General features: G+C 69.5%; 19 protein-coding genes. 13 read left to right on the top strand and 6 right to left on the bottom strand.

The features are described from left to right. The first annotated feature begins 278 nt into the window (after window positions 1-278). The 8 genes from WMF11_RS31340 (at window position 279) to WMF11_RS31305 (ending at window position 9975) form a co-directional block, all read left to right on the top strand. Entirely contained in the window at window positions 279-944 is a 666-nt protein-coding gene (locus tag WMF11_RS31340; protein WP_437973351.1) for an STAS domain-containing protein, read from the top strand. 77 nt (window positions 945-1021) lie between these two features. Beyond that, on the top strand, window positions 1022-2209 hold the full coding sequence (locus WMF11_RS31335) for an oxygenase MpaB family protein (RefSeq protein WP_437979361.1): 1188 nt from the start codon (window positions 1022-1024) through the stop codon (window positions 2207-2209). A 122-nt stretch (window positions 2210-2331) separates the two neighbouring features. Further along, complete coding sequence (locus tag WMF11_RS31330) at window positions 2332-3234, top strand: hypothetical protein (RefSeq protein WP_437973350.1); 903 nt, start codon at window positions 2332-2334, stop codon at window positions 3232-3234. 190 nt (window positions 3235-3424) lie between these two features. Continuing rightward, window positions 3425-3934, top strand: coding sequence for a hypothetical protein (locus WMF11_RS31325; RefSeq protein WP_437973349.1), 510 nt, complete (start codon window positions 3425-3427; stop codon window positions 3932-3934). A gap of 452 nt (window positions 3935-4386) precedes the next feature. Beyond that, the gene (locus WMF11_RS31320) at window positions 4387-4827 is read left to right on the top strand and encodes a hypothetical protein (RefSeq protein ID WP_437973348.1); all 441 of its coding nucleotides are present in this window, start codon (window positions 4387-4389) and stop codon (window positions 4825-4827) included. Between the two features lie 270 nt (window positions 4828-5097). Beyond that, a complete protein-coding gene (locus WMF11_RS31315; protein WP_437973347.1) occupies window positions 5098-6963 on the top strand; it encodes a TonB-dependent receptor domain-containing protein in 1866 nt (621 codons plus the stop codon). Window positions 6964-6979: 16 nt separating this feature from the next. Continuing rightward, window positions 6980-8245, top strand: a complete 1266-nt coding sequence (locus WMF11_RS31310; RefSeq protein WP_437973346.1) for a hypothetical protein — start codon at window positions 6980-6982, stop codon at window positions 8243-8245. A 353-nt stretch (window positions 8246-8598) separates the two neighbouring features. Next, entirely contained in the window at window positions 8599-9975 is a 1377-nt protein-coding gene (locus WMF11_RS31305; protein ID WP_437973345.1) for a hypothetical protein, read from the top strand. A gap of 59 nt (window positions 9976-10034) precedes the next feature. On the opposite strand, the gene WMF11_RS31300 is transcribed toward WMF11_RS31305, so the two are convergent. Next, window positions 10035-10766, bottom strand: coding sequence for an alpha/beta fold hydrolase (locus tag WMF11_RS31300; protein WP_437973344.1), 732 nt, complete (start codon window positions 10764-10766; stop codon window positions 10035-10037). A 6-nt stretch (window positions 10767-10772) separates the two neighbouring features. Next, window positions 10773-11804 (bottom strand): alpha/beta hydrolase fold domain-containing protein, encoded by a 1032-nt coding sequence (locus WMF11_RS31295; protein ID WP_437973343.1) that lies wholly within the window; start codon window positions 11802-11804, stop codon window positions 10773-10775. A 211-nt stretch (window positions 11805-12015) separates the two neighbouring features. Here WMF11_RS31295 and pgm point away from each other — a divergent pair, with 211 nt between their 5' ends. Beyond that, complete coding sequence (gene pgm / locus WMF11_RS31290) at window positions 12016-13662, top strand: phosphoglucomutase (alpha-D-glucose-1,6-bisphosphate-dependent) (protein ID WP_437973342.1); 1647 nt, start codon at window positions 12016-12018, stop codon at window positions 13660-13662. Window positions 13663-13771: 109 nt separating this feature from the next. Here the strand turns inward: pgm and WMF11_RS31285 are convergent, their stop codons facing one another. After that, window positions 13772-16108: a DNA polymerase II gene (locus WMF11_RS31285; protein WP_437973341.1), complete on the bottom strand. Its 2337-nt coding sequence runs from the start codon at window positions 16106-16108 to the stop codon at window positions 13772-13774. A gap of 483 nt (window positions 16109-16591) precedes the next feature. Between WMF11_RS31285 and WMF11_RS31280 the strand changes: the two genes are divergently transcribed. Next, window positions 16592-17227, top strand: a complete 636-nt coding sequence (locus tag WMF11_RS31280) for a DUF4142 domain-containing protein (protein WP_437973340.1) — start codon at window positions 16592-16594, stop codon at window positions 17225-17227. A gap of 33 nt (window positions 17228-17260) precedes the next feature. Here WMF11_RS31280 and WMF11_RS31275 read toward each other — a convergent pair whose 3' ends face one another. Together WMF11_RS31275 and WMF11_RS31270 are read right to left on the bottom strand one after the other, a co-directional pair. Next, complete coding sequence (locus WMF11_RS31275; RefSeq protein ID WP_437542407.1) at window positions 17261-18430, bottom strand: zinc-dependent alcohol dehydrogenase; 1170 nt, start codon at window positions 18428-18430, stop codon at window positions 17261-17263. 2 nt (window positions 18431-18432) lie between these two features. Then, window positions 18433-19170, bottom strand: coding sequence for a hypothetical protein (locus WMF11_RS31270; RefSeq protein WP_437902890.1), 738 nt, complete (start codon window positions 19168-19170; stop codon window positions 18433-18435). A 382-nt stretch (window positions 19171-19552) separates the two neighbouring features. Here WMF11_RS31270 and WMF11_RS31265 point away from each other — a divergent pair, with 382 nt between their 5' ends. The 3 genes from WMF11_RS31265 to WMF11_RS31255 all read left to right on the top strand — a co-directional run bounded on the left by WMF11_RS31265 (window position 19553) and on the right by WMF11_RS31255 (window position 23268). Beyond that, the gene (locus WMF11_RS31265) at window positions 19553-20425 is read left to right on the top strand and encodes a CIA30 family protein (protein WP_437973339.1); all 873 of its coding nucleotides are present in this window, start codon (window positions 19553-19555) and stop codon (window positions 20423-20425) included. Window positions 20426-20647: 222 nt separating this feature from the next. Continuing rightward, the gene (locus tag WMF11_RS31260) at window positions 20648-22171 is read left to right on the top strand and encodes a sugar ABC transporter ATP-binding protein (protein ID WP_437902887.1); all 1524 of its coding nucleotides are present in this window, start codon (window positions 20648-20650) and stop codon (window positions 22169-22171) included. Then, window positions 22168-23268 (top strand): sugar ABC transporter permease, encoded by a 1101-nt coding sequence (locus tag WMF11_RS31255; protein ID WP_437542402.1) that lies wholly within the window; start codon window positions 22168-22170, stop codon window positions 23266-23268. The genes WMF11_RS31260 and WMF11_RS31255 overlap by 4 nt, the downstream gene beginning before the upstream one ends. Before the next feature lie 60 nt (window positions 23269-23328). On the opposite strand, the gene WMF11_RS31250 is transcribed toward WMF11_RS31255, so the two are convergent. Next, window positions 23329-25260, bottom strand: coding sequence for an ABC-F family ATP-binding cassette domain-containing protein (locus tag WMF11_RS31250; protein ID WP_437973338.1), 1932 nt, complete (start codon window positions 25258-25260; stop codon window positions 23329-23331). Window positions 25261-25328 lie beyond the last annotated feature (68 nt).

Genomic DNA, 25328 nt, shown 5'->3' with positions numbered 1-25328 from the left:
AGGTCCCGAGAGCGGGCAGCGGGGAAGCGCGCATCAGCCGGCCAGGCTCATTTCAGTGGCGCCGGGGATAGGCTATCCATCCCATCTTGGTCGAACGTCGATTCACACGCCCGAGCGCGAGGTAGGATGTTGGGACACGTAGAGCCGTGCGATCGGGCGCACAAGACCAGGTCATCGCGAGCACGTCCTCCCCTGCGGGCCGGCGAGGTCCACCCCGCGCAGGAGCGCGGTGACTCCGCTTCCTCACCGGTCAACCGCTGCTGCGCCCACAGGAGCCCATGCAAGAATCCGAGAACATGATCTCCATCGAGCAAGGCCGGATGCAACGCGTCATCGACGCGGTTGCGCTCGCGTCCACGGGAGAGGTCGAGCTCGCGCTGAAGCAGCTGGCGGCGGTCGAACACGACGCCTTCGGGGTGATCGAGGAGGCTCTGCGCGTCTTTCTCTCCGAGCTCTCCGCGACCACGCAGCAGAAGAGCCAGGCGCTCGCCGCGCTCGCCGCCTCGAAGCGCGAGCTCGAGCATCAGCTGGACACCATCCAGCGCCAGGAGTGCGCGATCCGGGAGCTCTCGGTGCCGATCATCGACATATGGCACGGCATCCTCACGCTCCCGCTCGTCGGGCTGTTCGACTCGGTGCGCGCCGTCGAGGTGACCGAGCGGCTCCTCGTGCGCGTGGCGGAAGACAGCGACGTCGAGTGGGTGATCCTCGATCTGACCGGCGTCACGCTCATCGACTCCATGACCGCCCAGCACCTCATCAAGCTGGCTCAGGCGGTGCAGCTCCTCGGCGCGCGCTGCGTCCTCACCGGCCTGGGCGGTCATGTCGCGGAGACGCTCGTCGCGATCGGCGTCGCGTTCGATGAGCTGAACCCGATGCGCAGCCTGCGGGAGGGGCTCAGGTTCTGCCTTGCGCAGCGGGGGCGCGCGATCTCACCGCGGTGATCCGCGGAGCTCCGCTTCGTGCGGCGTCGCCTTTGCGGAGCGCGGCCGGTGTGCCAAGGGATATCCTGTTGCAGCCCATGGAGAACGCGACGATCCCCGCTCGCTTCCAGGACACCGCAGACGCCCGACGTCGCTTCGGCGACCAGCTCGATCGCCTGGGGCCCTTCCTGCTCCGCGTCGATCCGGTCGCCGACGCCGTCGTGGACGCGTTCGCGTCGATGCCGCCGGGCCAGGGCTTCCGCCTCCTGGAGGCTGCCCTCGCGCGCGGCATGAACGATGACCGCACGGTGAAAGAGGCCCCGGCCGAGCTGCGGGCGCTCTTCGCGTCGGTCGATCACGTGCCCCTCTGGGTCGACTGGGAGGCGGTGAACCGCGGCGGGGCGGCGTTCCTGCGCACGGGCGTGCTCGGCGGGATCCTGCTCGCCATGCAGTCGCTCATCCTCGGGTACGCGTCGCCCGGCGGGAACAAGCCGCTCGTCTTCTCGGGGAGGCTCCGCGAGCAGGCCGAGCGCCGCCTCGCCGAGACGAGCCGGTTCGTCTATGCCGTGAGCCAGGCGAACGGAATGCGCCGCTCCGGCGAGGGCTTCGCGATCACCGTCAAGGTGCGCGTCATGCACGCGCAGGTGCGGCGCCTCATCCGAGCGAGCGGCCGGTGGCAGGCGGCCCTCTGGGGCGAGCCGATCAACCAGCACGACATGGTGGCGACGGCGCTGCTCTTCTCGGTCGCGGTCATCGACGGCCTCGACAAGCTCGCCTACCGCTTCGCGCCCGCCCAGAGGGAGGACCTCGTCCACCTCTGGCGCTACGTGGCCCACGTCATCGGCGTCGAGCCGGAGCTCATCCCCGGGTCCTACGCCGAGGCGCGACGGCTGGCCGAGATGATCTTCGCGACGCAGGGCGCGCCGGATCACGACTCGCGCATGCTCGTGGACGCGCTGCTCACCCGCAGGGTGCGCAGCGCGCGGACCGACGGCGAGCGCCGGAGCGCCGAGCGGTTCATGGCCGTCTCCTGCGGCCTCTCCCGGGCCGTGCTGGGCGACGAGCTCGCCGAGCAGCTCGGCGTGCCCCGGCAGCGCTCGCCCCTCGTCGTGCCGCTGCTCCGCGCGATCGCCGCCGCGTCGAGCCGCGCGCACGCGCTGCCGCACCTGCAGGATCTCGCGCTCGACCTCGGCGACCTCCGCTGGCGGCGCGTCATCTCGATGGGCCTGGGCGGCCGCCCGGCCGACTTCGCGCCCCCGGAGCGCCTCGCCGGCAGCGGCACCTGAGCGGCCGCGCCGCTCGCGGGGCGAGGCGGCTCCGGCGCCGGATGTCCAGGGCGATGGCGTGGGAGCGGGCGCGGCCGTCGGGGTTGAACCGCCCTCCGGTTCTGCGGTACGAGACCTCCGGCATGGAGATCATCCCTTACGGTGGTTGGAAGCGCGCCGCGCGCCTCGTCTGCGGTGACACGGAGCTCGTCGTCACGCTCGACATCGGCCCGCGCATCATCCGGTACGGCGTCATCGGCGGTCCGAACGAGTTCTCCGAGATCCCCGAGGACATGGGCGCGACAGGCGGGACCCACTACAGGTTCTACGGCGGTCACCGGCTCTGGATCGGCCCCGAGGACGAGCAGCGGACGTTGCAGCCCGACAACGATCCGGTCGACCACCGGGAGGAGAACGGCGCGCTCGTGCTCCGGACCGCGCCGGACAGGTACGGAATGCAGAAGGAGGTCCGCATCGCGGCGGACGCCGCGGCGGGCAGGTTCGTCATCGATCATGCGATCGAGAACCACAGCGCCTATGCCGTCGAGTTCGCCCCGTGGTCGCTCTCCGTGATGGCGGGCGGCGGCGAGTGCCTGTTCCCGCAGGCGCCGTTCTTCCCGCACCCCGATCGCGTCCTGCCGGCGCGGCCGCTCGTGCTGTGGTCGTACACCGACATGGCCGAGCCCCGGTGGACCTGGGGCAAGCGCGTGATCCGCCTGCGGCAGGTCGCGGGCAAGGGGCCGCAGAAAGTGGGTGCGCTCGTGACCCAGGGCTACGCGGCGTACGCGAACCACGGGAACGTGTTCCTGAAGCGGTTCCCGTTCATCGAGGGCGCCACGTACCCGGACATGGGGTGCAACTTCGAGACGTTCACGAACGCCGACATGCTCGAGATCGAGTCGCTCGGCGCGCTGCAGCGCGTCTCGCCCGGCGCCCGCGCGGAGCACCGGGAGGCGTGGTATCTCCTCAGGGGCGTTCAGCCGCCCGCCGAGGACGGCGCGTGCGCGGACTGGCTCGAGGCGGCGGCGAAGGACAGGCCGCTGTGAACCGCGAGAGGTGAGCCCGCCCGAGGGGGCTCACCTCGGCTCGATGCCGGGCGGCGATCGTCACGTCGCCGAACATCACGCTCCGGGTCAGCGACCACCAGGAAATCGTGCGGGAACGCGAGCTCGACGGCGCTGGCCTGTCGAGTCGGGCGCGCTGGCCGTCCGTCAGCCGCACGTCGAGGGCGCCAGGTTGTCCTCGACCTGCTTCGGCCTCCGCACGCCCACGCTCCGCGCGGTTACGGCCGGGTGGAGCAGCGTCCAGGCGAGCGCGATCTACGCCGGCGTCCTGCCGATCTCGGCCGCGGCCTCGTTCACCATGCCGGCAATGCCGAGGCCCCGCTCCGTCAGCGATCCGTTGGCGGCGGCGACGTTCTCGCGCGCGCTGAAGGGCGTCGGCAGCGCCGCCGTCGGCGTCCATGTGCTTGTGGGTGGTGTCGATGAAGTTTCCTCCGCGATCGAGGTGAGCATGGAAGATGCCCCTCGCCTCATCGCGATCGCTGCCCCACCGCCAGCCGATGCCGAACGCCGGCATCGCTGCATCAAGACGCGCCGGCCGACGGACGGCAGCCTGTATCGATCGGAGTTCGAGAAGGGGAAGCAGTGCCTGGAGGTCGCGGTCGGCGGCCCGCTCATCGTCAACGACGTGGAGCCGAGCTCTATCGCCCGGCAGCCGAACGGCCCCCACCATGACTCCAACTAAACCCGCGGTCCGCCGCTTGCTTCTCTCGCTTGTTCAAGATCAACGAGCAGGCCGTTCACGGGGCGATTTCGTGCTGTGACGTCTGCCGACATGCTCGCGATGGAGAGAACATGGGCCTTGACTGGAGGGTGCTGCTGCTCGTATCTGCGGGACTGACGTCGTGCGCGGCTCCTGACGAGTCAACGTCGCCGGACAGTACCGCTGAGAGCGCAGGAACGCGTGCATCGCGGCAGACGACGCGCGAGGATGGAAGCAGTGGAAATATCGGTGTCCGCGGAGAGGGACGGTCCGATGATGGAGGCGCAGATCAGGTCGATCCGGTAGCCGTGTGCAATCGGCCAGGATCCCGGTTCGTCACAGGGGTAGTCGCGCACCGCTTTGGTTCCGGGCAGAATTTTGGGCAGAATCGATTTCCTTCGAACATTTACGGTCCTCCCAGAGGCGGCGGAGCATTGGCCGGTTCGCTGGACGTTGTTTCCCTGGGGGATGGCGGCACGGTTACCGTGGAATTTGCAGGCAACAAGATCGTCGATGGTCCAGGCGCCGACTTCATCGTCTTCGAGAATCCGTTCCTTATCGGCGGAGCTCCAGACAATCCATACGCCGAGCTCGGCACCATCGAGGTGAGCGATGACGGCGTGCATTGGTCCGCGTTCCCTTGCGCCGCGACCGTTTACCCTTATGGAAGCTGCGCTGGATGGCACCCCGTGTACGCCAATGCCGATTCCGGCAACATCGATCCCACCGATCCCGATGTGGCAGGAGGAGACTCCTTCGATCTGGCGGACATTGGCGTCCGTGTGGCGCGTTACGTACGGATCACCGATCGGCCCGATGTAAACACCGTATTTGATCTGGATGCCGTCGCGATCGTCAATGCGCTCTGCCCCTGAGGTCCAAAGCACCGTTTCAGTGAAAATCCCGTGATCATGAGCACGCCCCGTACTCGGAGGCAGATTGCGAGCATCACCACGACGATGGCCGGCTGCCTGGTTGCGCCGGCCGTGTACGGGCAGAGCGCCGACGCCCGGTCGACGTCCGCGCCGATCGAGGAGAGAGCGATCCCTGTCGGAGCGCGATTCCAGCCGATCCGGGAGGTGATCGTCCGTGGACGTAAGCGTCCGTGGCCTCCAGCCTCCTCCAGGGATCCTACCCCAGCGTCTATGGTGATCTCCGAGGAGCGACTCCGTGCCCCCGGCGCCACGTCCGCCGACGTGCTGGCACAGGTCCCTGGCGTGCAGACCTCCCGGGCTGGGAGCTCGTCTGATCATGCGACCGCATCGATCCGTGGTGCCACGAGCGCACAGACACCCGTCTACCTGGCCGGGATTCGACTGAATGACGATCTCACCGGAACGGCGGATCTGTCCACGCTGCCACTATGGATGCTGGCTCGCGTCGACGTTTTTCGAGGGAACGCCCCGGAGCACGCAGACCACCTCGGAATTGGAGGGGCCATCTTCTTCGAGCCCAAGTTGCCGGACAGGACCCGCGTCGGCGTCGGATCGTCGATGGGAAGCTTCGGCCAATGGTCCGCATGGACAGGGGGGGCGCTCGCCGCGGGAGCCGCGTCTGCGCTCTTCGCCGTGCGCCGGGAACAAGCGGACAATCGGTACGGATTCACGGATGATCGAGGTACACGTTTCGACCCTACAGACGACCGGGAGGTGTGGCGCAGCAACGCGGATTTCGAAGCTTACGACGCGTGGGTGATAGGACGACACGAAATCGGTCGAGGCGCGCGCACCCTCTTCGTGGCCAACGCGTTTTATCGTGAGCAAGGCATCCCAGGGCTGGCCGTCATCCCCGCGAGGGCGGCCAGGTCTCGGACGCAGCGGATGCTGGGCGCTGTATCGAGCCGGGTGCCATGCTCGACGTGGCGCGTCGGCGAAGCGGAAGGATCTTGCATCTTCGAAGTGTCTAGCACGTGGGTCGTTACCCGGAGCACCGTGTCCGATCCGTGGCGCGAGCTGTCGATGCAGGCCACGGACGTGGCCATCTCGGGGACTCGCCTCGCGCAGCAAGCGCGGCTCGGCTACATGGTCAGCGACGACCTTCGCTTCGGGGCGAGCGCTCTGGAAGCAGTTGAACAGGTCGGCGTCGACACCGTGGCGAGCCCGCCACTGCGCGCGCGTCGGGAGTCGACCCGCCTTGCCGGCACGATGACCTGGCAGCCGCTCCCGTGGCTTGGTTTACACGCGCTCTCGGTGCTGCAGCGGCAGTCTACCTCGGGCGTGGAGCACGCCCAGGGCTCCCGCGCGATCGCGGTCGATCCGGTCGGGCGGTTCGGTATCGAGGTGCGGCCTTTTGAACGCATGCAAATCCTCATGAATATAGGGCGTTACGTGCGTGTCCCGACCCTCGGGGAGCTCCACGGCCTCTCGTACTTCGTCCGCGGCAACTCCGGGCTGGTCCCCGAGCAGGGACTGACCGCGGACCTGGGCACACGCCTGTGGCGCGAAGGCACGCCCTGCGCGTCCTGCGCATTATACGTGGACGCGTTCCTCTTCGGTCGTTCTGCCCAAGATCTCATCGCGTTCAAACGATCGAGCTTCGGGGTCATCCGTCCATTCAACGTGGGCGCCGCGCGCGTGCTGGGCGCGGAGCTCGCCGCAGGCGCTGACGTGCTCGACGCGATACGCGTCGAGCTGAGCATGACGGCGCTCGATCCACGAGATGTATCGCCGAGCCGGCGAGTCAAGAACGACTTTCTGCCGTTTCAGTCCCGCCTGGTCGTGTCGCCGTCCGTCGAGGTATACGCCGACCCTGCGCTTCCGCAGATCGCGATGGACCGGGCTGCCGTCGGCGTCCGGCTCCTGTACCGCTCCTCACGGTTCGCCGATCCCGCAGGTCTCGTCGTACTCCGGAGCCAGGCCGTGACTGATCTGGACGCGTCTGCGCACTTTTTCCATCGGAGCATGGCTGTGCGTTTCGCGATGAGAAACATCTTCGATACCCAGCAATTCGACGCCATCGGCTTTCCGCTCCCGGGGCGGAGCGTGCATGGTAACCTGGAGGTGTGGTGGTGAACGAAGTGATTCGTACATGCGGGAGATGCTGGTGATGGAGCGGAGTAGGCTGTGCGCAATCCTCCTGCTCTCCGTCGGCTGCAACGTGCCCGAGGTGTCGAATGGCGGAGAAGGAGCGGGCACCGAGGAGGGAGCGTGTGGGCGGGGCGTCGTGGTGGTGAGCTCGGATTACCAGTCCACGCAGGTGTCTCTGCTCGCTCTCGATGGAACGGTGCTGTCGTCGTCGTTCATCTCCTCCGCGAGCGCACCGGTCGGGATCTCCGCGCCGCTTGGCGGAGACGTGGTGGTCCCAACCATGCCGGTCTCCTCCGGGGAAGTGGTGCTCATCGATCGCTACCCCGCTTCGGTGATCACGTGGGTCAGGGCGGATTCCGCCCAGGTTCGCGCCCAGCTTTCGGTCTCGACCGGCTTCGCGGCGAACCCGCACGATTACGTGGAACTCTCGCAGAGCAAGGCTTATGTGACCCGGTACGAGCCGAACTTCGCAGCCGGATCCCAGCCGTTCGATCAGGGCAGCGACATCCTCGTGGTCGATCCCTCCACTTCAGCCATCGCTGGCCGTGTCGACCTGGCCCCCGCCATGAAAGGAGAAGATCCGAGGTTCTTCCCGCGACCAGGACGGGCAGTGCGCATTGCCGATCGCGTCTACGCCGTGCTGGAAGGGTACTCTGCAGATTTCAGGAAGTCCGCCGAGTCGCGCGTGATCGCCGTCGACACCCGCAAGGATACCATCGAGGACGTATTCGTTCTGCGTGGGATGCACGGCTGCGGCGGGCTCGCCGTGTCGCCGCAGGAGGACGCGCTGGCAGTCTCGTGCTCTGGCGAGTTCGGCGGTGATTCGGTGCCGACGCTCGCCGGGTCGGGCGTCGTGCTGCTCGACGTGAGGCAGGTCCTCACGGAGCGCCGCCGGTATGCCGCCAAGGATTTCGACCAGGGTTCCATGGGATTCTCGGTCTCGTTCAGCGACGCCGACCATCTGGTCTTCACGACGCTCGGTCGACGCGCCGTGGCCGGTGAACCCGCGGTGCCCGACAGCCTCATCCAACTCGATCTGGGGACGGATGCGTTCGAGGTGCTGCGCCGATCCGCTGAAGAGCCGTTCACGATTGGAGAGGTTCGGTGTGTCAGCGCCTGCAGCGTGTGCTTCATCGCTGACGCGGAAACCGGAGGCGGTGTCGTACACAGGTTCGACGTGGCCGGGGCGGGACGGCTCGTGAACCCGAAGCAGCTCAGGGTAGAGAGCAGGGTCGGGCTGCCCCCGCGGCACCTGGGATTGTTCTGATATTCCGCCCCGGACGCTGGTGAATCGTCTCCCCGCCTCCGTGTGTTTCTTGTTATGCCGCAGACGCTGGGTGTTGTCGGTGTGTTGACATGTGCGGTATCGCCGTCCGGCGTTGCGCGCGCCGCCCGTGGTCTTGGCGCCGCGGGGAGCCCCGGGAGCCCCGGTCAGTTCTCACGCAAGTCATCACGGTGTCCTCCAAGCCGTAGGCGCCGTGGGCGCTCGACTGAGCGCTGGCTGTGCAGGCAACGAGCTGGTGTCGATCGCCGTCTCGCAGCACCATATGATGCATGGGGGTCTGTGCGCAGGGAATCACATCGCGGGCTCTCACGATTTATGAAAGCGAGGAGACAGCCATGGCAGATCTTGATTTCGGAGATTACATGTTCGAGGCGTCTTTCCGTCCGCCTGGGGCGAACTCGCAGCCCTCCATGTTCGACGTGTTGCCCGACGGTCGGCTGATCGTGTGCGACGGGGTGGAGATCTACGAAGAAGAGTCGCGCGCTTCTCGCAGCTTCCGTCTGCTCCGCCCCGCAGGTCTGGGCTCGCGGTTCGTCTCGTTCGTCCGTGTCGCTCCCGCCGGAAACAGGGCCGCGATCGGCGACGGCGATCAGGTCGTCGTCTTCGAGCTGACGGCTCCGACGAATGAGAGAAGGTATCAGGTGCCGAACTACGACGCCGAATGGTACGACAAGGACATCATCCTCATCAGCAGCGCAGGGGGCGTCTCGGCGCTGAGCATTTCGACGGGCATTGTAACCCCCGTGGTCAGAGTGGCAGGCGGCGCGCCGGCAGGGGTCACCGTCGACAGGGATCGTACCCTATTCACCGGTAACGGGCTCGATACGGATCCGTCGGCGGGATCGAGCAGAACCGGAACGGTCAAGGCCTTTGATCATGCGATATGGAGCCCGTCTCTCACCGGCGGTCCGCCTGTCGACTTCGAGAGCAACGGGACGGTCATCGCAGAGCTCTTGTCGGCGGGCTATCTCGGAGTTGATGCCAGTGGAAACATGATGGTGGGCGGTGGAGAAATGTTCCCGGACGCCGGGGGCCCCAGGCCGTACGACCAGAACTACGCGGCGCTCATCAGCGCCTCGGCGATCAGGGATGCGCTTCGAGGCGGCCAGCCGGTGACGATAGGGGCCCCTCGAAGGAAGCTTCACCTCGTGGATCCGGATCCCGCGCCGGGCAGCTTCTATTTCATGAACAGTAATCCTGATACTGGCGAGCTCTACATCAGCGAACATCGCGAGGCCGCCGTTCACGTCTTCCGACGCATCAAGGAGAGCGATCGGATCCTGGTCATGGCCTGCAACCTCCATTTTGGTGACAATCCGGGGATCTTTCAAGGTAGCACGTATGCCGGCGCGAGCATGACGATACCTATGCACCTTGAATGGATCGACGACCGCCCCGAGGTGAAGAATATTCGCTTCGTGTTCAGAACGCACGATATGGAGACCTGGGGGGGCTCTGAAGGACACCAGATATTTGTCAATGACGCGCTGATTGGTCGCCTGGCCGACCTCGGCGATCTTCAGCCTGAAGGACGCGAAGCGCACGTTCTCCCCTACCCGAGGGAGAAATTCCTCAACCTCGTGGGAGCCAGCAGGAATTTCAACCTGATGATCAGCCTGGAGCGAAGCGCTGCCGCGCCCGGTCGAGCAGACGATTTCGTACTCTCGCGGATAGAGACCGTCGACTTCACCGCACGGCTCGGCTGGAAGTGACGGCGGACGCGCTCACGCGGCGGTCTCGGGCGAACGCCGCCTGTTCGCGTTTGGTGGGCTCACGTTCTGCGAGGTGCTCGCGCTCGGCGCCTCAAGAAATCCTCGATCGCGCGCGCCGACGCCTCCGGCGCGAGCTGCAGCACGAGGTGCGGAGCGTCGACCGTGACGCACTCCAGGTCGGGCCGCATGCGGCGGAGCTGGCGCAGCACGCGCGGCGGCACCAGCGCGTCGCCCGCGGCGCCCAGGTAGAGCAGCGGCGCGGCGCAGCCCTGGAGCGCCGCGCGCGCGTCCACCGAGAGCACCTCGCGCACGCGCGCCGCCATCACCGCGGGATCGACGGTCTCGACGTTCGCGGCCACGCGCTCCAGCCACGCCGCGGAGGCGCGCGCGCCGACGAGGTAGCGGCGTGAGACGAGCTCCGGGGCGCGGCGGCGGAAGAGCCACGGGCCGACGAGGTGTCGCGCCAGTGAGGGGACGGGCCACACCGGGTTCGTGACGAAGGTGGCCACGAGCACCACGCCGACGAGCTGCCCGGCGCTCCGGCAGGCCAGGCGGAGCGCGAGCGGCCCCGAGAACGACTCGCCGAGCAGCGCATACGGCCCGTCCGCGGGCAGGCGCGCCGCGACCAGCTCCTCGAGCGCGCCGTAATCGAGCTCCGTGTCCGCGGGGTAGGAGACGACCTCCGGCGCGATGTCGGCGGACAGCGTCGAGAGGAACGGCTTGAAGAGCGCGCCGGTGCCGTCGAGGCCGGGGAGGAGCAGCAGGCGGAGCGGTTCGTCGAAGGGCGCCATGGGTCGTCAGTCGGGGGTCCGCTCGGCGCGCACCGGCTCGCTGGAGACGGCGACGGGCGCACGCCAGAGATACCTGTCGAGGAACGCCAGCACGCGCCGGTCGATCTCGGCGCCACGGAAGCCGTGCCCCCACGCCGCGACAGGGACGAGCACGCTCGGCGCGCCCGCGCGCAGGAGCGCCCTGTGCATCGCCTCCGAGAGGGCGAACGGGATCAATTCGTCGCGCGCGCCGTGCATCAACAGGAACGGCGGATCCCGCGCGTCGACATGGTGGATCGCGGAGGCCGAGCGCACGAGGTCCGCGCGCTCCGGCGGAGGGCCGTCGAAGAGCGGATCGAGCCGGCCGTGCATCTCGGCGATCGCGTCGGGCGTCGTCGCCGAGGCGAAGAACGCCGCCATGTCCGTCGGTCCGCAGAAGTTGATGACGGCCTGGACACGGCTCGTGGGCGGCCAGAGGCCGCCCGGAGGCGGCGGGTCTCCCTCGAGCGCGGCGTCGCCGGCCGTCGTGCCGAGGACGCTCGCGATCTGGCCGCCGGAGGACTCTCCCCAGACGGCGATTCGCTCCGGATCGATGCCATAGCGGTCCGCCGCGGCGCGCGCCCAGCGGACGGCGGCCTCCGCGTCGCGGAGCTGCGCGGGCCAGGGGAAGGTCGGCGTGAAGCGGTACTCGATGGTGATCCCGACGTAGCGGCCCGTCGCGACGAGCTGCGGGAGGAGCTCGTGGCCTTGCTCCCGCGTGCCCCGCCTCCAGCTCCCGCCGTGGATGTACACGACGGCCGGCAGGCGGGCTGCGCTCGGCGGATCGGGCCGGAGGACGTCGGCCAAGAGCCGCTGGCCGCCAGCGAGGCTGTACTCGACGCCGCGCTCGACGACGACGGAGCTCCGGCGCGCAGCGGTCGAGGCGGCCTTCCGCGGGGCCGGCGCGCCGGCGGCGGCCTGCGCGCCAGCGCAGCCGGAGAGCGACGCGAGGAGCACCAGCGCGGCAGCGCCAGCGCGGCAGCGCTGGCGAATCGTGCGGTCTCGGTTGCCCCGTGTCATCGGCTGTCCCCCGTCATCTGCCAGGCGAGCATACCGTGGCACAGGAGGCGCAGCAGCAGGAAGGAAGGCGCTCCCAGGCGCCACGCGCTCGGCCTGCGGCGTGCGCTCGCGCGGGATCGAGCGCGGCGGCCGCTCGCGCGGACAGGCGGAGCACCCGCTGCGCGCTGCGGAGGGCTTTGTTCGTCCCGCGCGCTCGGCTATGCGGGGGCTCATGCCGCTCCACCCCCTCGCAGGCCGCAAGGCCCCTCCCGATGTGCTGATCGATCCCGACACGCTGCGCGCGCAGTACTACAGCGAGCGCCCCGACATGAGCGATCCGCAGCAGCGCGTCGCCTTCGGCACCTCCGGCCACCGCGGCTCGGCCGCGCGGCGCAGCTTCAACGAGGCGCACGTCCTCGCGGTCGCGCAGGCCATCTGCGACTACCGCGCGAAGGAGGGCACGACGGGCTCGCTCTACCTCGGCATGGACACGCACGCGCTCTCGGAGCCGGCGCAGCGCAGCGTGATAGAGGTCTTCGCGGCCAACGGCGTCGACGTCCTCATCGCCGAGCGGAACGGCGTCACGCCGACGCCGGCCATCTCGCACGCGATCCTCACGGCCAACCGCGGGCGCACCTCGGGGCTCGCGGACGGCGTGGTGATCACGCCGTCGCACAACCCGCCCGACGACGGCGGCATCAAGTACAACCCGCCGAACGGCGGGCCGGCCGACACCGCCGTCACCGGCTGGATCGAGGCGCGCGCCAACGAGCTGCTCCGCGCCGACAACGCGGGCGTGAAGCGCACGCCCTACGAGGCCGCGCTGCGCGCGCCGACCACCCACCCGTACGATTTCATCGGCCCCTACGTCGCCGATCTCGGCAACGTCGTCGATCTCGAGGCCGTCCGCGGCGCGAAGCTGCGCATCGGCGTCGATCCGCTCGGCGGCTCGAACATCGCGTACTGGGCGCCGATCGCCGAGAAATTCGGGCTGGATATCACGGTGGTGAACCAGGCCGTCGACCCCACCTTCAGCTTCATGCCCCTCGATCACGACGGCAAGATCCGCATGGACTGCTCGTCGCCGCACGCGATGGCGAACCTCATCGCGCTCAAGGACGACTACGATCTCGCGTTCGGCAACGACGCCGACTCGGATCGCCACGGCATCGTCACCCGCAGCGCCGGGCTGATGAACCCGAACCATTACCTCGCCGTGGCGGTGTCCTACCTCTTCCGGAACCGCCCGCTCTGGCGGTCCGACGCGGCCGTGGGCAAGACGCTCGTCTCGAGCAGCATGATCGATCGGGTGGCGAAGGACCTCGGCCGCCCGCTCCGCGAGGTGCCGGTCGGCTTCAAGTGGTTCGTCGACGGGCTGCTCGACGGCTCGCTCGGCTTCGGCGGCGAGGAGAGCGCGGGCGCCTCGTTCCTGCGAAAGAACGGGCAGGTGTGGTCGACGGACAAGGACGGTATCCTCCTCGACCTGCTCGCCGCCGAGATCCTCGCCCGCACCGGGCGCGACCCGGCCGAGCACTACCGCGACCTCACCGCGCGGTTCGGCGCGCCGATCTACACGCGCATCGACGCGCCGGCCACGCCGAGCCAGAAGAGCGTGCTCAAGAAGCTCTCCCCCGACGCGGTGCGCGCCGAGACCCTCGCGGGCGAGCCGATCACCGCGAAGCTCACGCGCGCGCCCGGCAACGGCGGCGAGATCGGCGGGCTCAAGGTCGTCGCGGAGAACGGCTGGTTCGCCGCGCGGCCCTCGGGGACCGAGGACGTCTACAAGATCTACGCGGAGAGCTTCAAGGACCAGGCGCACCTCGATCGCGTGCTCGACGAGGCGCGCGCGATGGTCTCCGACGCGCTGTCGGCCACGTGAGCTCTCCGGGCGCGCCCGTGAGCTCTCGATCCTCCCGGCGCGCCTCCGGAGACTCCGCCACGCGCCCGCCCGCCCGCCCCCGGGTTCGCCTCGCGCGACCAGCGCCGGGTCAGAACAGCGAGAGCTGCCGCCGCGCGCCCGTCATCTCATCGAAATCGGCCCCGCCCAGCCACCGCAGCACCGAGTCCGCGATCGGCTTGAGCTGCTGCGACACGTAATGATCGTAGTCCGGCGGCGCGGTCGTCTGGCCCGCCGGCTCGGGGCCAGCGCGCGTGATCACATAGGCCACGATCCGCCCCGCGTCGCCGCCCAGCTTGCGGGCCGCCTTCACGTGCGGCGGCGTCGTCTTCGTGTAAGCGCCGAGCGGCTTCCTCAGCGCCTTCTTGTAGACGAGCTCCGCGTCGAACCGCCCCGCGCGGAGCTCCGTCACGAAGCTCCGCACGAAGCCCTCCACCGGGCGATCGTGGAAGACCAGGTCGAGCAGCTCCCGCTGGAAGCGCCGCGCGACCGCGCTCGCGTCCCGCCGGACCGCCTCGAGCCCGACGATCTCGAGCTTGTCGCCGCCCTCCCCGGCGACGAGGCCCGCATAGCGCTTCTTGCTGCCCTGCGCGGCGCCGCGAAGCTCGGGCAGGAGGAAGCGCGCATAGACCTTCTCGAACTCGAGCTCCAGCCGGCTCTCGCAGCCGAACGTCCTCGCGATCTCGGCGGCGACCGACCCGGAGATGGCGTCGCGGAGCTCCTCTGCCCGGGCGACGGCGCGCGCCGCGTCCGGCTCGCCTATATCGACGAAGAGAGAGTCGGTGTCCCCGTAAAGCACCCGGTGCCCGGCCCTCCGCACCGCCTCGGCCGTGAGCCTGATGACGTGCTGCCCGGCGCGCGTGATGGCGTTCGCGACCTCGGGGGAGAACAGGCGCGACGCGGGGGAGCCGAGCACGCCGAAGAGCGAGTTCATGAGGATCTTGATGGCCATCGCGCCCCGCTCGTCGCCCGCCCGCCGCGCCTCGGCCCGCTCGTCCCAGAGGCGCGCGACGAGCTCGGGCAAGATGCCCGGCTCGCCGCGCCGGAAGGCCGCGCCGCCCGGCGTCACGATGAGCGCCTCGGGCGGCCCCGCGCCCCCGGCGACGAACGTCAGCGGGTCGATGTTGAACGTGCGAATGAGGCTCGGATAGAGGCTCTTGTAATCGTACACAACGATGTTGCGGTAGAGCCCCGGCAGCGAATCGAGCACCAGGCCGCCGGCGATCTCCGCCCCTCCCTCCGGCCCCTCCCTCGACACCGAGGGCGCGACCTTGCCGCGGGCGCGGAGCGCGGGCAGGTAGAGCGAGTCGATCGCGGCGATCTGCGCCCCCACGCGGTCGACCTGCATGCCGGTGAGCAGGCTCCTCCGCACCGAGAGCTCGATGAGCCCCGTCTTCTCCAGCAGATCCCGGACGAGGCGCGCGTCCTCGAGGTTGTACTCCGCGAGCCGCGCCGGGTCGTCGCGGTACGACGCCTCGATCTGCTCGCCCCGGTCGTCTGGCCCGAACAGCTTGCCGCGCCCGAGGATCGTCCGAGCGGCGGTCTCGAGGCGGTAATCGTCCAGCCGCAGGAAGGCGCCGCGGAGGAGCGCGAGGCCGTCGAGCACCACCCGCCCCGGCAGGACGGCGCGCGCCTCGCGCGAGAAGCCCGGATCGCGCAGGATCGCGATCTCGTCATCGCCCCTCCCGAGCGCGCAGAGGAGCCCGGCGCGCCGGCAATAACGCTGGAGCGCGGGCAGATCGAAATCCGGGATGTTCCAGCCGGTCAGGACGTCGGGGTCCGCCTGTGCGACGAGCTCGAGGAAGCGCTCGAGGAGCGTCCGCTCGTCAGGGAAGCGCTCGACGAAGGCGGGGAGCCCGCCGGGCACCGGCGCCTCGCGGACGAGGAGGCAGCGCTCGCCGCCCGCCCCCGCGAGGCTGATCGCATAGAGGTGCTCGCCGTCGAGGCTCGTCTCGATGTCGAGCGAGAGCACGCGGAGGCGGGGGACGAAGCTCGCGGGGACGAGCGTGGGATTGCGGTACACGCGCCCGACGCCCGGGTGGAGCTCGAAGGGCCCGGAGACCGCGAACGCCCCGCGGATGCCGCGATCGATGAGAAAGCGGTAGGGAAAGCGCACGTCCGCCTCGAGGGCGTCGGCGCCGGCCTCGGCCAGCCTGTCGCGCAGCGCCGTGACGTCCCGCGGGAGCGCGGCCTCGACGCGCAGGACCGGCTCTCCGTCGAGCGTCTCGAGCGCCTGCGGAGAGACGCGGCGATCCGCGAGCCGCCGCGCGACGTCCTCGTCGCGGGCGCGCACGAAGAAGTAGGGCCTGAACCTGTCCTCGATGACGAGCGCCGGTGCGCCGTCCTCCATCACCGCGTGGAGGTGGATCTCCGGGCACCCGGCGACGACCCGGGTCGTGGGCGTGAGGATGAAGCCGCGGTCAGGCATGTGCGAATTCGCGGAGGCCCCCGGGCGAGCTCTTCGCCAGCGCGCGAGGCGGCACGGGGGCCGCTCCACGCTTCACTTGACCACCGGGACCCGCGCCCCGCAAGCCCCTCCCACCTCGGGGGGCAGGGGATTTCCCGGAGGAGCGCGATTGCCGAGGGAGCCGGGCCTCCGCCGGAGAGCGCGCCTTTCGTGGAGGCGAGCGCCTTTGGCGGGTTGCACGCTCGATTCAACGGGGGATGGCAAGCTTGATGGGTTTGACGTGGAATCCCGAGATGCGGCGGGGACGACTCCCCGGGTGTGCGTCGATCGCCCCGCGAGCGCGCCCGCGCGCAGCGCCATGAGCAGGGCAGTCCCTCGGTCTACGTCGAGAGTTACGTCGAGAGCGGGTCCGCGGCTTGCTTGACGTTCGAGACGTCGTGAGCCGCGGGCATCCACGGATCGGCCGGTGAAGCGCGCCGCGGAAATCCAGGAAGGGAATCCACCATGATGCACCATCATTTCAAGCATCGCGTCGCGGTGATCGCCGCGCTCGCCGCGAGCGTCATCGGCAGCTCCGCGCACGCGGGTGGGCGTGGAGGTCACGTCCATCAGGGCGCGCAGATCTCCCAGCTGCAGCAGCGGCTGGAGGAGGCGAGCCCGCGGTCCGAGGAGACACAGGTGTCGGACGGCGCCCTCGCCAAGGTGATCTCCGTGGCCAACAAGGTCGAGATCTCTCTTGCGATGATCGCCCGCAAACAGGCGCGGTCGCGCGAGGTGAAGGATTTCGCCAGGGAGATGCTCGAGGCCCACACCCAGGGGAACATCCGCCTGAGCGCGCTCCTCCGGCGCCTCCGGATCAAGGCGGAGCCGACGCGGGCGAGCGCGATGATCGCCGGGCACTCGGCCATCATCGCGGCGTACCTCCAGCAGCAGCCGGCCGAGAAATTCGATCAGACGTACATGGCCATCCAGGTGAGGATGCACGCCCATGCCCTGCGGATGCTGGACGAGCAGGCCATCCCGAGGGTGAAGAACCAGGAGATGAAGCGGGAGCTCCAGCGCATTCGCGACGAGACGGCGAGCCACATGAAGCGGGCGCAGGCCATCCAGGCGACCCTGGCGAAGGGGCAGGAGCGCTAGCGCTCGCGGTCGGGGGCGGCGGCCTCGCCAGGGTCAGGGGGCGAACACCGCGCGCACGCACGCCTCCGCGCGCGCCTCGAAGAGGCGGTATCCGCGCGGCCCGTCGTCGAGGCACATCCGGTGCGTCAGGAGGTACGACGGATCGATGTCGCCGCGCTGGATGTGATCGAGCAGCCGCGGGATGTACCGCTGTCCGTGCTGCTGGCCGGTCCTGACGATGAGCGCCTTGTTCATGAGCGCGCCGAGCGGGATCTTGTCGGCGAACCCGGAATAGACGCCCACGATGGACACCGTGCCGCCCTTGCGGCAGGCCAGCATCGCCTCGCGCAGCACGAGCGGGCGGTCGCTCTGCATCCGGAACGCCTGCTTCACCCGATCGACCGCGTGCTGCAGGCCCGTCCCGTCGGCTTCCATGCCCACCGCGTCGATGCAGGCGTCGGGGCCGCGCCCGCCCGTCATCTCGCGGAGCGCCTCCTGGACGTCGACCTCGGCGTAGTTCACGGCGTCGGCGCCCCCGTGCGCCCTCGCCATCGCCAGGCGGTCCGCGATCCGGTCGATCGCGATGACGCGCTCGGCGCCGAGGAGATAGGCGCTCTTGATCGCCATCTGACCGACGCCCCCGCACCCCCAGACGGCGACGACCTGGCCCGGGCGGATGTCGCAGAGCTCCGCCGCCATGTAGCCCGTCGAGAGCGCGTCGGAGGCGAACAGCGCGCTCTCGTCCCGCACCCCGTCGGGGACCTTGAACGCGCCGTGATCCGCGAACGGCACGCGCACGTACTCGGCGTGGCTCCCCGCGAAGCCCCCGAAAGCATGCGAGTAGCCGAAGATCGCGGCCGTCGTGTCGCCGAACACCCTGTCCGTCACCACGTGATGAGGATTCGAGTTCTCGCAGAGCGACCACAGCTCGCGCTGGCAATACGCGCACCGCCCACACCCGATGATGGACGACACGACGACCCGATCGCCGCGCTGCACCCGCTTCACCTCGGCGCCCGTCTCCACGACCTCGCCGAGGAACTCGTGCCCGAGGATGTCGCCCTGCTTCATCGTCGGGACGTACCCGTGGAGCAGGTGCAGATCCGAGCCGCAGACCGACGACAGCGAGACGCGGACGATGGCGTCGTGCGGGCTGATGAGCTTCGGCTCGGGCACCGACTCCACGACGATGTCATCCACCCCATTCCAGCAGATCGCGCGCATGGTCACTCCCTCTCACGGTCTGCCCGGCCGGACGGCTGCCCCGCCGTCGTCGGGATCTCGCCGATCTCGATCCATTGCCTCAGGCGCCGCAGCTCGCCCCGCAGCTGCCGCCTGGGCAGCTCCGCCAGCAGCTCGCCCGCCGCGCGCGCGAGCCGCCCCCGCGGCCGCGCGCCCGGCAACACCACCTTGATCTCCGTGCCCCCGTCGCCCGGCGCGGTCGCGAGCGAAACGACCCCTGCCGGCGTGCGCTCCGGGCCACCCGCGCGGGCCGCCCGGATCGTCGAGGCTTGCCTCTTCGCGCCGGCCTCCACGCGCCCGATGCTCGGCAGGAGGCGCCGCACGCCCGCCGCGTCCTGCAGCGCGTGCAGGACCGCCGCCCGCGCGCGGCTCACCGTGACGCTGCTCACGACCCGCGGGGCGCGGGCCCCGAGCGCCCGCAGCGCCGACGCCGCGAGCTCGACCCCGAGCGCCGGCCGCTCCTCGGACAGCCCGGCGACCCGCTCGTAGATGCGGTATGCCGCCGTCTCCAGCCGGCTCAGGAGCAGCCCCGCGATTCCCCTCCTCCCCGGCAGCCGCGCGCAGCTCGCGCGCTGCGCCGCGGCGCTCTGCCGCTCTCTCCGCGGGGCTCTCTCCTGCTCCGTCGGGGGCGCGCCTTCACCGCCGCTCTGCTCCCGGTCCGCGCTCTGCGCGCTCCTCTGCGCCGCGGCGCGCGCTCGCCGGCCAGCCTTCGCCCGTGCCATCTTTCCTCCTTCGAGCCTCGCCGAGAGAGCCCGCGAAGGCGCCTTGCAAGCAGGCGGCCACTCGCGCTGATCCAGGCGCTCACGTCTCAACGACGCTCCGAACATGCCACCGCCGTTGCGAGCGGCCCCAACAAGGACATTCGCGCGAGGCTCGCTTCCAGGGCGAACGACGGCGAACGATGGCGAACGATGGCGAACGATGGCGAACGATGGCGAACGATGGCGAACGATGACAAAGATGGATTGCAGCGAGGAAAGAAGAAGGTTGCAGGGCCTGAGCTTCCAGGCGATACTCGCCGCGCCAGGACGCTCCTCGATTCAATTGACGTCCGGCCCAGAGCGAGCGCTGATTAGAATAACGTAGATACGGAGATGTGAACGTATGACAACTAGAATTTTCCTGCGTGCTTTTAACTTGGTGGTCTGTGGACTGGCTGTCGCGGCGTTCGCCGCGTGCGGCGACGACGACGGTGGCGGGAGCGGGAGCGGGGGCGCGGGCGGCGCCGGCAGCGCCGGCAGCACGACCTCCGCGGGCACCGTGGACCCGACGACCACGACGACGAGCACGGGGAGCACCGACACCTCCACGGCCTCGACGGCCGCGAGCACCTCGGCGTCGACGGGCGCGGGCGCCGGCCCCCAGACGATCGAGATGATCGATGACATGGAGGACAACGACAACGCCATCCTGGCCGACGGCGGGCGTGTTGGTTACTGGTACACCTTCAATGACGCGACGGAGGGGGCCACGCAGACCCCGCCGCCCGATCCGGAGGGGACCGGGGCAGAGCCTTTCACGATGACGGCGCTCGAGCCGGCGCGCGGGCAGAGCACGTACGCGGCGCGCTCGTGGGGGACGGGCTTCACAGAGTGGGGCGCTGGCTTCGGCTTCGATCTGAACAGCCCCGAGGGGGTCAAGGCCACCTATGACGCCTCGGCGTACACCGGAATCACCTTCTGGGCGAAGCTCGGCCCGGGCTCCGGCACGAGCGCGACCGTCATGATCTCCGACCCGGGGACGGATGCTGCCGGCGGTGCCTGTTCAGACAAGTGCGACGCGTGGCAGAAGACCTTCGCTGCCACCGAGGAGTGGCAGCAGTTCACCATTCCCTTCGCGGAGCTGAAGCAGGGCGGCTGGGGCGATCCGGCGGGCACCGAGCAGATCGACGCGGCGAAGCTCTACTCGCTCCAGTTCCAGATCGGCAAGGCACCCAAGTTCGACCTCTACATCGACGACCTCGGCTTCTACAACTGAGCGCCGTCGCCCGGGTCGCTCCGGGATCACTCTCCGGGGGCTCTCATACATTCTTCGCCCCCCGCACCTCCCAGGAAACACGCGTGACGCGTGACGCGTGACGCGTGACGCGTGACGACCTGCGCGCCTGGATCCTCTGCGCGCTTCCAACAAAGTGCTTGCATCGCAGCCCCCTCCCAGGCGAACGTGGCCGCGCGCTGACGCCCCCTTGCGCCCAGGACAATGCCTCTCCTCGAGCTCGCATCGATCACGAAGCAGTTCCCCGGTGTGAAAGCCCTCGATGGCGTCTCGTTCGACCTCCAGGAGGGCGAGATTCACGCCCTCTGCGGCGAGAACGGCGCGGGTAAGAGCACCCTCATCAAGATCCTGTGCGGCTACTACCCCGCAGGCACGTACGGCGGCGAGATCCGCTTGAACGGCGGCGTCGTGCAGTTCAGCAGCATGCGCAGCGCCGAGGAGCACCGCATCGCGCTGATCGCGCAGGAGCTCGCGCTCGTGCCCGATCTCAGCGTCGCCGAGAACCTCGTGCTCGGGCGGGAGCCCGTCCGCGGTGGGCTCATCGACTGGGACGCGGTGCGGGCCCTGGCGCGGGAGGCGCTCGCGCGCGTCGGGCTCGACATCGATCCCGAGCGCCCGATCAAGGAGCTGGGCATCGGCCAGCAGCAGATGGTCGAGATCGCGAAGGCGCTGCTCAAGGACGCGAAGATCCTCGTCCTCGACGAGCCCACGGCGGCGCTCACCGAGTCCGGCGTGAAGACGTTGCTCGGCCTGCTGCGCGATCTGCGCGCCCGCGGCGTCTCCTGCATCTACATCAGCCACCGGCTCGAGGAGGTCTTCGAGATCGCCGACCGCATCACGGTCCTCCGTGACGGGAAGTCGATCACGACCCAGCCGCGGACGGCGCTCTCGCCCGACAACGTCATCTCGTACATGGTCGGCCGCGAGGTGACGAACCTCTACCCCTGCCCCCCGCCGCCGGAGGGCCCCGTCGCGATGTCGGTCCAGGGCTGGTCGGTCGAGGACGGCGGCCACCCCGGGCGGTTCGTGCTGCGCGACGTGAGCTTCGAGGTGCGCGCCGGCGAGGTGCTGGGCATCGGCGGCCTCATGGGCGCCGGCCGCACCGCGCTCCTCTCGACGATCTTCGGCGCTGCGACGAGCCGCGTCACCGGCGCGATCTCGGTCCGAGGCGGGCCCGCGACGCCGCCGTTCAGGGCGCCCGAGCAGGCGATCGACGCGGGCATCGCGCTCGTCAGCGAGGATCGCAAGCGCTACGGCCTCGTGCTCGAGGCGACCCTCCTCGACAACATCACGCTCGCGACCCTGCGGCGGTTCGTGAAGGGGCTCTTCCTCGATCACGCCGAGCGAGAGGTCACGGCGGTCGAGCAGATGAAGGCGCTCAGGACGAAGGCGTCTGGGCCGCTCGCGCTCGCGAACCAGCTCTCGGGCGGCAACCAGCAGAAGATCGTCATCGGCAAATGGCTGATGACGGGGCCCCGGGTGCTGCTGCTCGACGAGCCGACCCGGGGAATCGACGTCGGGGCGAAGGCGGAGATCTACCAGCTCATCCACAAGCTCGCTTCGGATGGGCTCGCCGTGGTGCTCGTGTCCTCTGATCTGCCGGAGCTGCTTGGCATGAGCCACCGCGTGCTGGTCCTCAACCAGGGCAGACCGACGGCCTGCCTCGACCGGAAGGACGCGACCGCGGAGCGCGTGATGGCTGCTGCAACGAGGAAGGTGACGGAATGAGCGAGGCCAAGCTTCGCGTGCGTATCCCCTGGCGCGCCCTCTCGATGGTGGGCTCGCTCATCGCGATCTGGATTGCCTTCTCCATCACGACCGATGGGACGTTCGTGACGCCGCGCAACCTGACGCTCCTCGCGCGGCAGATGTCGGTGACGTCGATCCTGGCCATCGGCATGGTGATGGTCATCGTCGCGGGGCAGATCGATCTCTCGGTGGGCGCGCTCGCCGGTCTGCTCGGCGCCTCATCGGCGATGATCTACGTGAGCCTCGGCTGGCCGCTGCCGGCCGCCTTCATCCTGCCGCTCCTGCTCGGGGCCGTCCTTGGCTTCGTGCAGGGGACCCTCGTGGCGCGGCTGCGGATTCCCCCCTTCATCGTCACGCTCGGCGGGATGCTCATCTTCCAGGGATCCATCCTGGGCTTGACAGGCGGTGTGTCCATCTCGCCGGCGCGTCCTTACCTGTTCGTGGGCCAGGCGTACGTGCCGCACACCCTCGGCTGGGCGGGCGCTGGCATCCTCTGCGTCGGGCTGCTGTACAAGGCGGCGCGCGCCACCGGCACGGCGCGCTACCCGTGGATCGGGCTCGCCGTGTTCTCCCTCGCGTTCGCCGCCCTGATGAACTCCTACGAGGGTGTCCCGTTCCCCGTGCTGGTCGTGCTCGTGCTCGCGACCGCGTTCACGGTGCTCGCGAAGCACACGACGTTCGGGCGGCACCTCTACGCGATCGGCGGCAACCGCGAGGCGTCCTTCTACTCCGGCATCAACATCGATCGTCACCTCATCGCCGTGTTCACGCTGATGGGGGTGATGGCGGGCATCGCGGGCGTGGTGCTCACCGCCCGCGTCGGCTCCGCGACCTCGGACGCCGGCCGGATGATGGAGCTCGACGCGATCGCGGCCGCCGTCATCGGCGGCACGTCGCTCCTCGGCGGGCAGGGCACCATCTGGGGCGCGCTGCTCGGCGCGCTCGTCATGGCCTCGCTCGACAACGGGATGAGCCTGATGAACACGGAGAGCTTCTGGCAGCCGGTCATCAAGGGCATCATCCTCATCCTGGCCGTCGGCATCGACATGGCCAGCCGCAAGACAAGAGGGCATTAGGCGAGCCCCCGCGCCGCGCGGCGGACCCCCTCTCTCGGGGCCGGGCAGCCCGGCAAGACCTCACTGCGCCTGGACCGCCCCGAGCTCCGCGATCTCCTGCTCGATCTGCTCCCACTCCGCCATGAGCGCGTCGATGCGCGGGCCGAGCGCCTCATCCTCGGCCTGGAGCGCCGCGATCTCGGCCTGTCCGGTGCGCTCGAAGAAGCCGTCGCTGCAGTAGAGGTCGTGGATCGCCTTCTTCCGCGCCTCGGCGGCCTCGATGGACGCGAGCACCTTGTCGCGCCGCGCGGGCAGCTCCTTCTGCCGGTTGCGACGCCGCTTCTGCTCCTCCCAGGAGCCGCCCGCCTCCGCAGGCGCGGACGCCTTCTGGTGCTCGCGCTTCGCCTTCAGCACCACCGTGTCGGCGTCGAGGTGATCGTCGCCGCAGCCGGCCAGGTACTCCTCGTAGGTGCCGGGGAAATCGCGCGGCCCGCTCGGCGTGACCTCGAGGATGCGCGTCGCCAGCTCGGAGACGAAGTAGCGATCGTGCGAGACGAAGAGCACCGTCCCCTCGAACGCCTTGAGCCCCTCGACGAGCCCCTCGATCGCCTCGAGGTCGAGGTGGTTGGTCGGCTCGTCGAGCACGAGCACGTTGGGCCGCTCGACGATGATGCGGCAGAAGATGAGCCGCGCCGCCTCACCGCCGGAGAGCGAGCCGACGCTCTTCTCGACGTCGTCGCCCGAGAACAGCGCCCTGCCGAGCTGGCCGCGGACGTAGCTCGGCGACTCGTCGGGGCACGCCGCCCACAGGAAGGAGAGCGGCGTCATCGATCCGTCGACGAGCAGCTCGCGGTGATCCTGGGCGAAGTAGCCGACGCGGGCCTCGTGCCCCCACGACGCGCCGCCCGCGTCGGCCGCGAGCCGGCCCACGAGGATCTTGAGCAGCGTCGATTTGCCTAGCCCGTTCGGCCCGATCACCGCGACCCGCTCGCCCCGCCGCACCGACAGCGACACGTCGCGCAGCACCTGCTTCGCGCCGTACGACTTCGAGATCCCCTTCGCCTCGAGCACGTCGCGCCCGCTCGGCCTCTGGATCGCGAACCGGAACAGCGGCGAACGCCGCGACGTGTCGGCGAGCTCCTCGACCTCGATCTTCTCGATCTGCTTGAGGCGGCTCTGCGCCTGGCGCGCCTTGGTCGCCTTCGCGCCGAACCGCTCCACGAACGCGCGCTTGTCCGCGATGATCTTCTCGGCGCGGGCGATCTCGGCCTGCTTGCGCTCGCGGATCGACCGCTTCTCGACGACGAAGGCGGCGTAGTTGCCCGTGTAGAGCGTGATGGTCTCGTAGTCGACGTCGAGGATGTGCGTGGCGACGTTGTCGAGGAAGCGCTGGTCGTGGGAGATGACGACCGCGCAGCCCTTGTAGCCGGCCAGGAACCGCTCGAGCCAGCGGATGGAGAGGATGTCGAGGTGGTTCGTGGGCTCGTCGAGCAGCAGCACGTCCGCGCCGCCGAGGAGCACCTGCGCGAGCAGCACGCGCAGCTTGAAGCCGCCCGAGAGCGTGGAGAGCGGCCTCCGGTGCGCCTCGACGGGGATGCCGAGCCCCTCGAGCACGGCGCTCGCGCGCGCCTCCAGCGTGTAGCCGTCGTGGGCGCGGATGCGATCTTCGAGGTCCGCCACCCGGCCGGCGTCGCCGCCGTCCTCCGCGAGGCGGCGCGACTCGACGAGCGCCTCCCACACGACGCGATCGCCCATCATCGCGAGATCCAGGATGATCTGGTCGTCGCTGAGGAACCGATCCTGCCGGAGCACACCCACGCGGGCGTCCTTCGGGATGCTGACGCTCCCGTCGCTCGCGGGCTCGTCGCCCGCCACGATCTTCAGGAAGGTGGTCTTCCCCGAGCCGTTCGCGCCCACCAGGCCGTAGCGGGATCCGGGGTTCAGCTTGAGCGAGACGCCCTCGAAGAGGGTCCGATCACCGAATGATTTCGAGAGGTTCGAGGTTCCGAGCATGGCGCTGTGGGGGCTTGGGTCGCGGCGCGTGGGGCGCGGGGTGCAGCGCGCCGGGGCGGCGCGCCTCG

This window comes from Sorangium sp. So ce295 (genome assembly GCF_051527405.1).
In the GTDB taxonomy this organism is placed as follows: Bacteria; Myxococcota_A; Polyangia; order Polyangiales; family Polyangiaceae; genus Sorangium; species Sorangium cellulosum_B.
Note: the sequence above shows the minus strand (reverse complement) of the source record. Positions and strands in the feature narration are given on the sequence as shown.